The organism is Pseudomonas machongensis (assembly GCF_034961125.1).
Taxonomy (GTDB): domain Bacteria; phylum Pseudomonadota; class Gammaproteobacteria; order Pseudomonadales; family Pseudomonadaceae; genus Aquipseudomonas; species Aquipseudomonas machongensis.
Genome location: NZ_JAYFUI010000072.1, coordinates 96,612 through 111,127 on the forward strand (window position 1 = coordinate 96,612; position 14,516 = coordinate 111,127).

At 63.5% G+C, this 14,516-nt stretch carries 14 protein-coding genes and 1 pseudogene; 5 read left to right on the forward strand and 10 right to left on the reverse strand.

Features of this window, described 5'->3' with window-relative positions; all coding sequences use genetic code 11:
• The first annotated feature begins 260 nt into the window (after positions 1-260).
• Together VA602_RS06660 and VA602_RS06665 are read left to right on the forward strand one after the other, a co-directional pair.
• Positions 261-1,466 (forward strand): OprD family porin, encoded by a 1,206-nt coding sequence (locus VA602_RS06660; protein WP_407682497.1) that lies wholly within the window; start codon positions 261-263, stop codon positions 1,464-1,466.
• Positions 1,467-1,603: 137 nt separating this feature from the next.
• Positions 1,604-2,587: a LysR family transcriptional regulator gene (locus VA602_RS06665; RefSeq protein ID WP_323452826.1), complete on the forward strand. Its 984-nt coding sequence runs from the start codon at positions 1,604-1,606 to the stop codon at positions 2,585-2,587.
• Here VA602_RS06665 and VA602_RS06670 read toward each other — a convergent pair.
• Positions 2,487-3,182, reverse strand: a complete 696-nt coding sequence (locus VA602_RS06670) for a Crp/Fnr family transcriptional regulator (RefSeq protein ID WP_054894503.1) — start codon at positions 3,180-3,182, stop codon at positions 2,487-2,489. The two genes, VA602_RS06665 and VA602_RS06670, sit on opposite strands and share 101 nt — an antisense overlap.
• Positions 3,183-3,274: 92 nt before the next feature.
• Here VA602_RS06670 and VA602_RS06675 point away from each other — a divergent pair, with 92 nt between their 5' ends.
• A complete protein-coding gene (locus tag VA602_RS06675; protein ID WP_054894504.1) occupies positions 3,275-3,799 on the forward strand; it encodes an Mpo1 family 2-hydroxy fatty acid dioxygenase in 525 nt (174 codons plus the stop codon).
• A 64-nt stretch (positions 3,800-3,863) separates the two neighbouring features.
• On the opposite strand, the gene pcaC is transcribed toward VA602_RS06675, so the two are convergent.
• From pcaC to pcaR, 9 genes are all read right to left on the reverse strand, one after another.
• Positions 3,864-4,256, reverse strand: coding sequence for a 4-carboxymuconolactone decarboxylase (pcaC, locus tag VA602_RS06680; protein WP_112899050.1), 393 nt, complete (start codon positions 4,254-4,256; stop codon positions 3,864-3,866).
• A 10-nt stretch (positions 4,257-4,266) separates the two neighbouring features.
• Positions 4,267-5,058 (reverse strand): 3-oxoadipate enol-lactonase, encoded by a 792-nt coding sequence (pcaD, locus tag VA602_RS06685; protein WP_323452827.1) that lies wholly within the window; start codon positions 5,056-5,058, stop codon positions 4,267-4,269.
• Between the two features lie 11 nt (positions 5,059-5,069).
• Positions 5,070-6,422, reverse strand: a complete 1,353-nt coding sequence (locus VA602_RS06690) for a 3-carboxy-cis,cis-muconate cycloisomerase (RefSeq protein WP_323452828.1) — start codon at positions 6,420-6,422, stop codon at positions 5,070-5,072.
• A gap of 9 nt (positions 6,423-6,431) precedes the next feature.
• The gene (locus VA602_RS06695; protein ID WP_054893781.1) at positions 6,432-7,721 is read right to left on the reverse strand and encodes an MFS family transporter; all 1,290 of its coding nucleotides are present in this window, start codon (positions 7,719-7,721) and stop codon (positions 6,432-6,434) included.
• 172 nt (positions 7,722-7,893) lie between these two features.
• Entirely contained in the window at positions 7,894-9,099 is a 1,206-nt protein-coding gene (gene pcaF / locus VA602_RS06700; RefSeq protein WP_172964853.1) for a 3-oxoadipyl-CoA thiolase, read from the reverse strand.
• On the reverse strand, positions 9,096-9,875 hold the full coding sequence (locus VA602_RS06705) for a CoA-transferase subunit beta (protein WP_054893783.1): 780 nt from the start codon (positions 9,873-9,875) through the stop codon (positions 9,096-9,098). The genes pcaF and VA602_RS06705 overlap by 4 nt, the downstream gene beginning before the upstream one ends.
• Entirely contained in the window at positions 9,872-10,720 is an 849-nt protein-coding gene (locus VA602_RS06710; RefSeq protein WP_054893784.1) for a CoA transferase subunit A, read from the reverse strand. The genes VA602_RS06705 and VA602_RS06710 overlap by 4 nt, the downstream gene beginning before the upstream one ends.
• Positions 10,721-10,922: 202 nt before the next feature.
• Complete coding sequence (locus VA602_RS06715; protein ID WP_063545964.1) at positions 10,923-12,269, reverse strand: MFS transporter; 1,347 nt, start codon at positions 12,267-12,269, stop codon at positions 10,923-10,925.
• Positions 12,270-12,572: 303 nt separating this feature from the next.
• On the reverse strand, positions 12,573-13,442 hold the full coding sequence (pcaR, locus tag VA602_RS06720) for a pca regulon transcriptional regulator PcaR (protein ID WP_153773157.1): 870 nt from the start codon (positions 13,440-13,442) through the stop codon (positions 12,573-12,575).
• A 414-nt stretch (positions 13,443-13,856) separates the two neighbouring features.
• On the opposite strand from pcaR, the gene VA602_RS06725 reads away from it, so the two are divergent.
• Together VA602_RS06725 and VA602_RS06730 are read left to right on the forward strand one after the other, a co-directional pair.
• Positions 13,857-14,057, forward strand: coding sequence for a hypothetical protein (locus tag VA602_RS06725; RefSeq protein WP_081255307.1), 201 nt, complete (start codon positions 13,857-13,859; stop codon positions 14,055-14,057).
• A gap of 315 nt (positions 14,058-14,372) precedes the next feature.
• Positions 14,373-14,516, forward strand: a pseudogene (locus VA602_RS06730) (hypothetical protein); the annotation flags it as partial.

Consider the following 14,516-nt stretch of genomic DNA (forward strand, 5'->3'; position numbering starts at 1 on the left):
GCGGTGGGCTTTTTGTTTTCCGGCAAAAACACCCCACCTCACACAATGCGTTCGATTATCGCCCCGTTCCACTTCCGACGAATTGCCCGCCGCAGCTCCGATCACGCACCATCCTTCACGCAACGTTGCACAAGTTCATCAATAAAGCGTCGACCTGCAGCCTCCGGCCGCAGCGCTCCGACTCGCCCATAAAAACAAGAGATCCACGACAGATGAGCATTCTGCAACCCGCACGCCCCCTGCTGCCGGGCCTTCTGGCCATGTCCTGCGCCCTCCCCGCCCTCGCCGCCGACGGCGGCTTCGTGGAAGACGCCAAGGCCACCCTCAACCTGCGCAACTTCTACATCAACCGCAACTTCGTCGACCCCGCCAAGGCCCAGGGCAAGGCCGAGGAATGGACGCAAAGCTTCATCCTCGACGCCCGTTCCGGGTTCACCCAGGGCACCGTCGGCTTTGGCGTCGATGTGCTGGGGCTGTATTCGGTCAAGCTCGATGGCGGCAAGGGGACGGCCGGCACGCAGCTGCTGCCAGTGCACGACGATGGTCGCCCCGCCGACGACTTCGGCCGCCTGGGTGTCGCGCTCAAGGCCAGGATTTCACAGACCGAGCTCAAGGTCGGCGAATGGATGCCGGTACTGCCGATCCTGCGCTCTGACGATGGTCGTTCGCTGCCGCAGACCTTCCGCGGCGGCCAGATCACCTCCAGGGAGATCACCGGGCTGACCCTGTACGCCGGCCAGTTCCGTGGCAACAGCCCGCGCAACGACGCCAGCATGGAGGACATGGCGCTGTTCAGCCGCCCGGGCTTCACCTCCGACCGCTTCAACTTTGCAGGGGGTGAGTACAGCTTCAACGACAAGCGCACCCTGGTCGGGGTGTGGGACGCCCAGCTCAAGGATATCTACCGCCAGCAGTACTTCAACCTGGTGCACAGCCAGCCCTTGGGCGACTGGACCCTGGGGGCGAACCTGGGTTACTTCATCGGCAAGGAAGACGGCGCCGAGCGTGCCGGCAAGCTGGACAACCGCACCGCCTCGGCCATGCTTTCGGCGCGCTATCAGGGTCATACGTTCTATGTCGGCCTGCAGAAGGTCAGCGGCGATGACGAGTGGATGCGAGTCAACGGCACCAGCGGCGGCACCTTGGCCAACGACAGCTACAACGCCAGCTTCGAGAATGCCAAGGAGCGCTCCTGGCAACTGCGCCACGATTTCAACTTTGCCACCGTCGGCATCCCCGGGCTGACCCTGATGAACCGCTACATCAAGGGCGACAACGTGCATGTCGGCAGCATCACCGATGGCAAGGAGTGGGCGCGCGAGAGCGAACTGGCGTACGTGATCCAGTCCGGTACGTTCAAGGACCTGTCGGTGAAATGGCGCAACTCCACCATGCGCAGGGATTTCAGCACCAACGCCTTCGACGAGAACAGGCTGATCGTGAGTTATCCGTTCAGCCTGTTGTGAAAGTCGCGCCGCGCTTGGGGGGCGGGCTTACCCGCCCCTATAAATAACAAAAACAGCTAAACAACTAACTAAACCATCGTTGACGGAATAAGTGACAAGGTCTAAAACGAGCCCTCTCTACTCCGCAGAATCTCGATATGGACCTTCGCCAACTGCGCTATTTCATCGCCCTCACCGAGTACCGCAGCTTCGTCCGCGCTGCCGAAGCCATGGGCATTACCCAGCCCGCGTTCAGTCGCGCCATCCAGGGCCTGGAGCAGGAGTTCGGCTGCGCCCTGGTCGATCGCGGCAACAAGGCGCTGCAACCGACCCCCGAAGGCCAGGTGGTGCTGCAACATGCCCGGCGCCTGGTTCAGGGGGCCGCACAACTGAGCAACGACGTGCTGCAGATGACCAAGCTCGACGCCGGCGAACTGCATTTCGGCAGCGGCCAAGCCCTGGCTGCACGACTGGTACCCGACGCCCTGCAGCAGTTCATCACCCAGCATCCGGGGATTCGCACCGAGCTGCTGGTGGACAATGCCGAACGTCTGGGCCAGGCCCTGCGCCGCGAGCAGATCGAGTTTTTCGTCGACGATATCCGCCCCTTCGAGGCCGACCCCAACTTCCACACCGAGCCCCTCAACCCGCGCCCGGGCCTGTTCTTCTGCCGCCCCGGCCATCCGCTGCTGGCCAAGGACAGCCTGTCGACCAACGATCTGTTCGCCTACCCCCTGGCCAGCGCCCTGCTCACTCCCGGTGTACGCAAGCGCCTGGCCAATCTCAGCGGACGCAGCGACTTCATCCCACACCTGCAGACCGAACACCTGGCAGTGCTGCGCAGCGTGGTGCTGGCCAGCGATACCCTCGGCAGCGCCAGCGAGGAAGCCGTGGCCGAGGACCTGGCCGCGGGGCGCCTGGTACGCCTGCACTGGCGTAACCTGCCGCCGGGGCTGGAAGTGCTGAGCGTGCGTTGCGGGGTGATCAGCCGCAGCGGCTATCGCCTGTCACCGGCAGCACGGGCGATGATCGATACCTTGGTCAGCCTGGATGCGCGGCCATCTCCCGCAGCCTCGGCGCATCGAGGATCAGCACTTCGCCATAGCCCAGTTGCACCACCCCCGCCTGCTCCAGCGCCTTGAGGATCTGGTTGATGGTCTGGCGCGACAGGGACAGCATCAGCGCCAATTGCTCCTGCGACAATTGCAGGCGCCATTGGGCAACATCGCGCTCGCCATAGCCTTCGGCGATCTGCAACAGCCGATGGGCCACACGTGGCCCCGCGGCCAGCAGGTGCTGCTGCTCAAGCGCGACGAACACCCAGCGCAGCTTGTGGCTCATCAGCAGAGCCAGGTCGCGCCAGTGCTGCGGATGCTGCGCCAACCAGTCGAGCAGCGCTGCCTGAGGGATCCACAACAGCTGCGTGACACCTTCGGCAAAGGCATCGTGGGTGCGTGGCTGGCCGTCGAACAAGCTGATCTCGCCGAACCAGTAAGGCGGCTCGACCAACGTCAACAGCGCTTCCTTGCCCTCACGGCTGACCGCGCCGACGCGCATGGCACCCTCCAGCACCGCATACAAACCGCAGGGCGGATCACCACGCTGGAACAGGCACTGTCCGGCCGCCAGCTCACGTGAACGCGCCAATGCCAGCAGGCTATCCTGAACCTGAGCGGGCAACTGCCGAAACCACTGGCCGTGGCTCAACTGCGCACGCCAGGCTTGGGGGTTGTCCATGACACCTCTTCTGAACGGACTCTGTCGGCCAGGCGACAGACGACGGCGGATGAACGGGGCAAGCTGTCGCTACCCCTGATGGAGGAACAACAATGAAAAACCTCGTCGAACACCTGAGTCAATACGCGGCCTATCATCGCGACCCGCGCAACATCGCCACGCACTTCGTCGGCATTCCGCTGATCGTGCTGGCGGTCAGCATCCTGCTGTCACGACCCGGCTGGCCGGTTGCCGGCATCTGGCTGTCGCCAGCGCTGCTGGTGGCGGCAGCGTCGGTGTGGTTCTACCTGCGCCTGGACCTGCGCTTCGGGCTGGTGATGGGCGTGTTGCTGGGGCTGTGCCTGTGGGCAGGCGAATGGCTGGCGCTGCAAAGCACCGGGCTGTGGCTGAGTGCCGGGCTCGGGGCCTTCGTGCTGGGCTGGATCATCCAGTTCGTCGGGCATGCCTACGAGGGCAGGAAACCCGCCTTCGTCGACGATGTCAGCGGCTTGATCATCGGGCCACTGTTCGTGGTTGCAGAACTGGCGTTCATGCTTGGGCTGTGTGCCGGTCTGAGGCAGCAGGTGGAAGCCAACGCCGGGCCGGTAGCGGTGCGCGGGAAGAAGGCGGCGGTGTAGACGCTGGAACAGTGCTGAATTCTTCGCGGGCTTGCCCGCGAAGAATTCAGTGGGGATCTATGGCCTAGGCCCGCGACTCGACCCCAAGCTCATCCCACACCGACTCGGCCAGGTGGAAGGTCGCATTGGCCGCCGGGATCCCGCAATAGATCGCGCTCTGCATGATCACTTCCTTGATCTCCTCGCGGGTCACGCCATTGTTGGCCGCCGCGCGCAGGTGCAGCTTGAGTTCCTCGTTGCGGTTCATGCCGATCAACATGGCGATGGTGATCAGGCTGCGGGTGTGGCGTGGCAACCCCGGGCGGGTCCAGATATCGCCCCAGGCGTGGCGCGTGATCATCTCCTGGAACTCGCCATTGAAGTCGTTGAGCTTCTCCAGGCTGCGGTCCACATGGGCATCGCCCAGCACCGCGCGACGCACCTGCATGCCAGCGTCGTAACGTTGTTTCTCATCCATGGCGTATTCCTCAACGGGCCAACAGGAAATCGAGCACGCGACGGCTGAACGGCTCGCCGACCTCGACATTGGACAGGTGCGCGGCCAGGAAGCCGGTGTACTCGGCGCCTGCCACATGCTCTTGGATGTACAGGCCACCCGAGGGCGGCGTTACCGCATCGGCCTCCCCGGAAATCACCAGCAGCGGCGCGCTGATCACTCCCAACTGATCGCGGAAATCGGCATCGCGCACCGCACCGCAGTTGGCGGCATAGCCCTGTGGCGAAGTGGTTGCGAGCATGTCGGTGATACGTTTGACCTGATCCGCGTGCTCGCTCGACCACGCCGGGGTGAACCAGCGCTCGATGGACGCATCACGCAACCCACGCATGGCCTCGGCGCCGTCGCGCAAGACCATTTCGATGCGCGGATTCCAGTTTTCAGGCGATCCGATCTTCGCCGCCGTGTTGCACACCACCAGACGCTGCAGGCGCTCGCCAGCATTGATGCCGAGCCACTGACCGATCAGGCCGCCCATCGACAACCCGCAGAAGTGCGCGCGCGCGATCTGCAGAGCATCCAGCAGCGCCAGCACATCACGCCCCAGTTGTTCGATGCTGTACGGCCCTTCGGTGACCAGCGAATCGCCATGGCCGCGCGTGTCGTAGCGCAGTACTCGAAAGTGTTCGGTCCACAGCGGCATCTGGCTATCCCACATGTGCAGGTTGGTGCCCAGCGAGTTGGACAGCACCAGCACGGGGGCGTGCTCGGGGCCTTCGAGTTGGTAGTTCAGTACGCCATCGGCCAGTTGCAAATGCGCCACAGCGGTCTCCTTCAAGCAGTGAAACGTTGATGTTCGGCCACAGCCCGCGCCACCCAGACGCGGGCCTGGCCGAGGTAATGGGCAGGGTCGAGCAACTGGTCGAGGGCTTCGCCAGACAGCTGTTCGGTGACCTGTGGCTCGTCGCCGAGCACGGCACGCAGGTGGCGCTGTTCGGCCACCGCGCGCTGGCAGCATTGCTCCAGCAGGTGATGGGCCTTGTCGCGCCCCAGACGCTGGGCCAGCACGATGCTCACCGCTTCGGCCAGCACCAGGCCTTGAGTCAGTTCAAGGTTGCGGCGCATGCGCTCGGCGTCCACCTCCATGCCCTCGGCGATCAGTTGTGCCTGGCGCAGGGCGCCGGAGACCAGGCAGCAGATGTCTGGCAGGGTCTCCCATTCGGCATGCCACAGGCCCAGGCTACGCTCGTGCTCCTGGGGCATGGCGGCGAACAGCGTCGACAGCAGCCCCGGCACGCGGGTCGCGGCGCCGATCAGCACCGCTGCACCCACAGGGTTGCGCTTGTGCGGCATGGTCGAAGAGCCGCCCTTGCCCGGCGCAGCAGGCTCGAACACCTCGCCAGCCTCGGTCTGCATCAACAGGCTGATATCGCGACCGAATTTGCCCAGGCTGCCGGCAATCAGGCCCAGCACCGAGGCGAACTCCACCAGGCGGTCGCGCTGGGTGTGCCAGGGCTGCTCGGGCAAGGCGAGGCCAAGTTGTGCCGACAGCGCCTCGGCCACCGGCAATGCCTTGCTGCCCAGCGCCGCAAGGCTGCCAGAGGCTCCCCCTAATTGCAGGCACAACAGGCGCGGACGCAGCTCCTGCAAGCGCTGGCGGTGACGGGTCAACGCCCCGAGCATACCGGCCAGCTTCATGCCCAGCGTCACAGGCGTGGCGTGCTGCAGCCAGGTGCGCCCCACCAGCGGCGTGTCGGCATGCAGCAAAGCCTGGCGTGCGAGGGTGTCGGCGAGCTTTTCCAGATCTGCCTCGATCAACCCCAGGGCATCACGCAGTTGCAGAACCAGGCCAGTGTCCATCGCATCCTGGCTGGTAGCCCCCAGGTGCACATAACGCTCGGCCTCCGGCACGCCACTGGCAACCACCTTGCCCAGTGCCTTGACCAGCGGGATCGCCGAGTTGCCAGCCACCGCAATGGCCTGCGCCAGCGCTTGCACGTCATAGCGCTCGGCCTTGCATGCCGCCTCGATGGCCGCCACCGCGGTGTGCGGCACCAGCCCTGCGTCAGCCTCGGCGCGCGCCAGGGCAGCCTCGAAGTCGAGCATGCCCTGCAGGCGGCCATGGTCGCTGAACACCTCGCGCATGGCCGGGGCGGTGAAGTAGGCATCGAACAGTTGGTTGCTCATGCAACGTCCTTAGTGATCATGGTGCAGGTACGCCGCCTGCTTGGGCAGGCGCAGGCTGAACAGGAAGGCCACTGCCATCATGGCGGTCACGTACCAGTAGAAAGTGTTCTCCATCCCCAGCGTCTTCAAGCCCAGGGCGACGTATTCGGCCGAACCGCCGAAGACCGCGTTGGCCACGGCATAGGCCAGGCCCACACCCAAGGCACGCACCTGAGGTGGGAACATCTCGGCCTTCACCAGGCCGCTGATGGAGGTATAGAAACTGACGATGCACAGCGCGAGGGTCACCAGCACGAAGGCCATGAACGGGCTGGTCACGGTCTTGAGCGCCATCAGCAACGGCACGGTGAACAGAGTGCCCAGCGCGCCGAACAACAGCATCGAGTTACGTCGGCCGATACGGTCGGACAACATGCCGAACAGTGGCTGCAGGATCATGAACAGGAACAGCGCGCCAGTCATCACGAAGCTGGCGCTCTTGGCGTTCATGCCGGCCGTGTTGACCAGGTACTTCTGCATGTAGGTGGTGAAGGTGTAGAAGATCAACGAACCGCCAGCGGTATAGCCCAGCACCGTGATGAAGGCTGCGGCGTGGTTGCGGAACAGGCCACTGACGCTGCCGGCATCTTTATCCTGGCGAGTCTCGGCACTGCTAGTCTCTTTCAGCGATCGGCGCAGCATCAGCGAAATCAGCGCGGCGACGGCGCCGACCACGAACGGAATGCGCCAGCCCCAGGCGCGCAGTTCTTCTTCAGTGAGCAGTTGCTGCAGGATCACCACCACCAGCACCGCCAGCAACTGGCCACCGATCAGGGTGACGTACTGGAACGAGGCGAAGAATCCACGCTGGCCGCGCAGGGCCACCTCACTCATGTAGGTCGCGGTGGTGCCGTACTCACCGCCGACCGACAGGCCCTGGACCAGTCGCGCAAACAGCAGCAGTGCCGGAGCCCAGGTACCGATGCTCGAATAGGTCGGCAGGCAGGCGATCAGCAACGAGCCTGCGCACATCATCAACACCGAGATCATCAACGAGTTCTTGCGCCCGTGACGGTCGGCCAGGCGGCCGAAAATCCAGCCACCGATGGGGCGCATCAGAAAGCCTGCGGCGAACACCCCGGCCGTGTTGAGCAATTGCACCGTGGGGTCGTCGGAGGGGAAGAACGCCGGAGCGAAGTAAATGGCGCAGAAGGCATAGACATAGAAGTCGAACCACTCCACCAGGTTGCCGGAAGAAGCCCCGACGATGGCGAAGATACGGCTTTTACGCTCCTCGCCCGTGTAATGGATTGCGGTCATGGCGTGCTTACTCCTCGAGGGTTACCATCAATTCTAGACATACCCGGTAACACTCTCGTTCCGCTTGGGGGCTGACCATTAGCCTTATGTCTTGCAGGTCCGGCCTCTTCGCGGGCAAGCCCGCTCCCACAGGATGGCGTGAGCGGCTTGCCCACGAAGAGGCCGGCACAGGTCAAACCCGCTCGATGGCCAGCGCCAACCCCTGCCCCACGCCGACACACATGGTTGCCAGGCCCTTGCGCCCGCCGCTCTTTTCCAGTTGGTGCAGCGCCGTCAGCACCAGCCGCGCGCCGCTCATGCCCAACGGATGCCCCAGGGCGATCGCTCCGCCATTGGGATTGACCTGAGGCGCATCGTCCGCCACGCCCAGCTCGCGCAGCACCGCCAGGCCCTGGCTGGCAAAGGCTTCGTTGAGTTCGATCACATCGAAATCAGCCACGGCGATACCCAGGCGCTCGGTGAGCTTGCGCACCGCAGGCACGGGGCCTATGCCCATCACCCGCGGCGCCACGCCGGCACTGGCCATGCCCAGGACACGGGCACGTGGGGTCAGGCCGTGTTTCTTCACCGCATCGGCCGATGCCAGGATCAGCGCCGCGGCGCCATCGTTCACACCCGACGCATTGCCAGCAGTGACGGTCTTGTCCGCGCCATTGACCGGCTTGAGCCTGGCCAGCGCTTCCAAGGTAGTGTCCGGGCGCAGGTGTTCATCCTGCTCGACCAGGGTTTCGCCCTTCTTGTGGACGATACGCACCGGCACGATCTCCTCGGCGAAGAAACCTGCTGCCTGCGCGGCGGCGGCCTTCTGCTGGCTGCGCAGGGCGAAGGCATCCTGGTCGGCACGCGAGACCCGGTGATCGTCGGCAACGTTGTCGGCAGTCTCAGGCATGGCATCGACACCGTACTGCGCCTTCATCAACGGGTTGATGAAGCGCCAGCCGATGGTGGTGTCTTCAAGCTTCATGTTGCGCGAGTAGCCACTCTCGGCCTTGCCCATCACGAACGGCGCGCGCGACATCGACTCGACGCCACCAGCGATGGCCAGCTCCATCTCGCCACTGGCGATGGCGCGAAACGCCGTGCCGACCGCATCCATGCCCGAGGCGCAGAGGCGGTTGAGGGTCACGCCGGGAATGCTCTCGGGCAGGCCCGCCAGCAGCAGCGCCATGCGCGCGACGTTGCGGTTATCCTCGCCGGCCTGGTTGGCACAGCCGAGAAACACTTCGTCGAGCTGATCCCAGCGAACCTGCGGGTTGCGCTCGACCAGCGCCTTGAGCGGCACCGCCGCCAGATCGTCGGCGCGCACACCAGCCAAGGCGCCGCCGAAACGGCCAATCGGGGTACGGATCGCGTCGCAGATGAATACGTCACGCATCAGGCTTCTCCTGCGCTCTGGCCATGGGCTGCTGCAGTACGGGCTTCAAGATCACGCAGGGCGGTCAATTCTGTCTCGCTCGGCTCGGCGGTGGCCTGCACGTCATCGGCAAAGCGAATCGCCCAGCCGGTGGCGGCGACGATCTGTTCGCGGGTCACGCCCGGATGGATCGAGGTAACGACGAATTCGTGGGTGCCGACTTCCGGCTCCATGATGCACAGGTCGGTGATGATGCCCACCGGCCCCTCGCCGGGCAGGCCCAGGCGCTTGCGCGAATCGCCGCCCTCGCCGTGCCCGACCGAGGTGATGAAGTCGAGCTTGTCGACGAAAGCGCGCGGCGATTGCTTCAGAATGATCAGCACCTGCTTGGCGGAGCCTGCGATCTCTGGCGCACCGCCCGCGCCCGGCAGGCGAGTCTTGGGCGCGTGGTAATCACCGACCACGGTGGTGTTGATGTTGCCGAAGCGGTCGACCTGGGCGGCGCCGAGGAAGCCCACATCGATACGACCGCCCTGCAGCCAATAGCGGAAGATCTCGCCGGTCGGCACCACGGTGTCAGCGGTCTCAGCCAACTCGCCATCGCCGATCGACAGCGGCAACACACTCGGTTTGGCACCGATCGGGCCAGACTCATAGATCAGCACCACGTCGGGCGACGAGGTCAGGCGCGCCAGGTTGGCGGCCTTGGACGGCAGGCCGATCCCCACGAAGCAGACGGCGCCGTTACGCAGGCGACGGGCCGCGGCCACGGTCATCATTTCGGAGGTGGAGTAGCTCATTGTTCAGCCTCCAGCTTGCGCTTGAATTCGGTGAAGTCGGTGGTACCGCGGATGTAGGTGTCGATCCAGGCCGTGAAGGATTCGCGGTTGCGTGCGATCGGGTCCCAGGCCTGGTAGAAGCGGTTGTCACGCTCGTAATAGCCATGGGCGTAGGACGGATGCGCGCCGCCCGGTACCAGGCACACTGCACTGAGCGCCCAGGTCGGCAGTACGCAGGCGTTCATCGGCGCTTGCAGGTCGTCGACGATTTCCTCGACTGTGACGATGCAGCGCTTGGCGGCCAGGGCCGCTTCCTTCTGCACCCCGAGGATGCCCCACAGCAGCACGTTGCCCTTGCGGTCGGCTTTCTGCGCATGGATCACGGTGACATCCGGGCGAACCGAAGGCACGGCAGCCAGCACTTCGCCCGTGAACGGGCAAGTGACCGACTTGATCAGCGGGTTGACCTTGGGCAGGTCGGAGCCGGCGTAGGCACGCAATACCGCGAACGGCAGGCCGGAGGCGCCGGCAACGTAGGCGTTGGCCAGGTCGGCATGGCTGTGCTCTTCGATCTCGATCGCGTGCGGCCATTGTTTCTCCACGGCGTCGCGCAGGCGATGCAGCGAGCCGACCCCCGGGTTGCCGCCCCACGAGAAGATCAGTTTGCGCGCACAACCGGCACCGATCAGTTGGTCGTAGATCAGGTCCGGCGTCATGCGCACCAGCGTGAGGTCGCGTTTGCCCTGGCGGATGATTTCGTGACCGGCGGCGGTAGGAATCAGATGGGTGAAACCTTCGAGGGCAACGCTGTCGCCGTCGTGGACGAACTGCTTCACGGCATCATGAAGCGAGAGGATTGCTGCCATTGGAGACTCCTGGTCAGGCTGAGTCGGGTTTGAGTGCAGCGTCGCTGCGATGGGCTCAGATTAAGGAGACCGGGGGTGGGGAAACAATCCGATAATCGACCTTTTGTGCGGTTATCGAACGGTTTGAATGCGTTACCGATGATGACGGGTGGCGACCTTTTCGCAGGCAAGCCCGCGAAAAGACCACCACCCCAATGCCTGATCAGGTGGCGTCAGCGTGACTCACCAAGCCTTTGACGATAACCCCGACGGTCGCCAGCGCGGCCGGCACCAGGAGCGCGGTCAGCACCTGCTCGAAAGTCCAGCCCAGCCCCAGCAGCGTCGCCCCGCTCCAGGCTCCGAGAATCGCGCCGAAACGGCCAATGCCCAGCATCCACGACACCCCCGTGGCCCGCCCCTGGGTCGGATAGAAGCGCGCTGCCAGCGAAGGCATCGCCGACTGTGCTCCGTTCACGCACATCCCCGCGACCAGCACCAGAATGGCCAGCAACGTGATGTTGCCCAGGCTTTGACCCACCGCGTAGGCAAACACCCCGGCCAGCAGGTAGAAGATGCCGATGACCTTGTGCGGATTGAAGCGGTCCATCGCCCAGCCCACCGCCACGGCGCTGAGTACGCCGCCGAACTGGAACAGCGCACCGATGAAGGCTGCCGTTTCAAGGCTGGCGCCACTGTCGCGCATCAGCGTCGGCAGCCAACTGGTCAGCAGGTAGACGATCACCAGGCCCATGAAGTAGGTCAGCCATAGCAGCACCGTGCCCAGGCCATATGTGCCAGAGAAGATGACCGCGAAGACGTTGCGCGCAGCCACGGCCTTCTGCTCCGGTACGCTGAAGCTCGCAGCCTGGGCAACCACGGCCGGAGCGATCGGGGCAAGCGTCTTGCGCACCTTGTCGGTGCCGCGATTGCGTACCACCAGAAAACGCGCCGACTCCGGCAACCACACCAGCAGCACCACCGCCAGCAGCAACGGCAGCACACCGCCCAGCACCAGCAGACTGTGCCAGCCGTAGGCTGGGATCAGCTTGGCAGAGATGAAGCCACCACCGGCCATGCCCAGGTTGAAGCCGCAGAACATGCTGGTCACCAGCAGCGACTTCAAGCGCTCCGGGGTGTATTCGGACAGCAGGGTCGTGGCATTGGGCATGCCAGCGCCCAGGCCGAGGCCTGTCAGGAAACGCAGCACCAGCAGTTGATCGACATTGCTGGCGTACGCCGAGGCCAGGCTGAAACCGCCGAACACCAGTACCGCGCCGACCAGCACGCCCTTGCGACCGAAGCGGTCTGCCAGCGGCCCGGAACCCAGGGCACCGAAGACCATTCCAATCAGTGCGGCGCTCATTACCGGGCCCAGGCTGGCACGGTCGATCCCCCACTCCTGGGACAGCGCCGGAGCGATAAACCCCATCGCTGCGGTGTCCAGGCCATCGAGGAAGACAATCAGGAAGCACAGGATCACCACCCGCCATTGATAGCGGGACAGCGGCTGGTCGTTGATGAACGACTGTACATCGAGGCAGTTGCCGACAGCAGTTTGCGGTTTGTTCATTGTTGTTATCCAGAAGATGGGCGCAGGTACACCGCTGCGACAAGTAAGGCGCAGGGCTAAAGAAACCGGTACGGGCGTTGAAATCAGCTGGGTAACGATGCAACTGCGCAAGGCAGCGAGGGGACAGTGGTCATGGGCTTGTCTCGTGTTGTTATTGTCCGGTCGGCAGCGCCGACCGTTGCGAGAAACATTAATCAGCACCTGCGGCGGGCGCAATTCACGAGGAACGACATTGTGCGTTTATCGCACAAGAATAGTTCTACCGCTTGTCCACCTATTGCGGCGGCGCGCCATCCCAGACGCTCAACCGAACAACTGATGGCAAAGATCGCGGCTGGCCGACAACAGTATGGGCAAGAAGCGCTGTTCCAGTTCGTTGCGCGTCACCCGTCCGACGTGGGTGCTGACGTTCAGTGCTGCCAGCACTTGCCCTGAAGCGTCATAGATCGGCACGGCGATCGAGCGCAACCCCTGCTCCAGCTCCTGGTCGACCACACACCAGCCCTGGGCGCGCACCTGCTGGATGCAGGCGAACAGCGACTCGGGCTCATGCAAGGTGCGGCTGGTTCGAGCCTTGAGATCGGCGCGCTCGAAGTACTCGCGCAGGCTGGTGTCGTCCAGTGCCGCCAGGAGGATTCGGCCCATGGAGGTGCAATAGGCCGGTAGGCGGCCACCCACCGACAGGTCGACCGAAATCAGACGCTCCACCGTCGCCGAGCGGGCGATGTAGAGAATGTCGTCGCCTTCGAGGGTCGCCATGTTCGCCGCTTCGTGCAGTTGCTCGCTGATACGGTCCAGGTAGGGCTGGGCCGAGACGGCCAGCGGCGTCGAGGAAAGGTAGGCATGCCCCAGCGTCAGCACCTTGGGCAGCAACGAATAGGTACGTCCGTCGGAAGTGGCGTAACCGAGTTTGATCAAGGTGTGCAGACAACGACGCACTGCGGCGCGGGGGATTTCCGTGCGGTGACTGATCTGGGCAATGGTCAGATGGCGCTTGCGCTCCTGGAAGGCCTGGATCACCGCCAGCCCCCGGGCCAGAGACGTCATGAAGTCGGGGTCGCCGGTGAACGCCTGAATGCGCTTGGCCGGCGATGCGACGATCGGCGGTGCCAGGGAAGGCGAGACGGCACGCTGCGGATCGCTGGGCGTGGAAGCGTTGGTTTCATCGTTCATCGGCAGACCTCAAAAAAAACGGCGCTTCGTGCGATTATCGAACAAGCGGCCGATAATCGCAATTGACCGCCGACACGTTTGCTTATACCTTTCTCGTGCCCTTGTGGCTTCTTTGGAGAGACTGGTCAGGTACCCACCGTAGAAGACTAAAGGCAGCGGCCTCGCTTACCAGCGAGGCCGTTTTCATTTCTGCACTGTTTATCCGAACTTTACTCGGTACGTCGCCTCCAACTTCCCAAGTACAACGGGTCAACTTCCCATTGCACGATCAGGCTCGAGTAAAGGCCGTGGCCATTGGTGATTCGACGGTTATAATTCGGCGCTCGGGTCTGTATGCACGCTGGGAAATGGATCCACGCGCACCGCGTGTTACAGCCCGTACCGAGAACCTCTTCAATTTATCAGGTCGATACTGTGACGAAAGATGAACTGCGCGCCGAACTCGAGCGCCAGGCAGAACGTTACAAGGATGTTTATGGTGGTGAAGTCACCACTTATGCTGCCCAACCGGAACCGGAACGCAAACCCTGGCGCAAACGTGCCAGCCTCCTTGACCAAGCCTTCTCCGAGGAACTGGAGAAGATGGAAAAGGAACGGCGCCCCGAAGAGCCTTGAGCTCAGGGCGTGATCGCAATGCGCCATGGTGCTGAACGCCATGGCGCCGTGCGCTTTTTCTGCAATCGACGATGATGAAATGGAATTACACAAATTTCATACAATCGTTTGAATCCCGTGAAACCCTTCGATTTATCGCGTATTCGCTGCATTTCAACGAAATTAACGGTTTTTTATTCGCCGATTTCGCTTTGCTTCCTGCCGCCGAACCGGCATGGCGGCATTAGAAAAGCTGCCATCTGTCTGTCACGGGTGCATCGATTGCCATGGTTTTCTGGCATAATCCGGCCCCCCTACGACCGCCAGAAAACCTTCATGATCGATTTATTCAGCGGACTGGATGCCTGGGTAGCCGTGAGCCTGGTGCTCGCCCTCACCTTCGTGCTCGCATTCGAGTTCATCAATGGCTTTCATGACACCGCCAACGCGGTAGCCACCGTCATCTATACCAAAGCCATG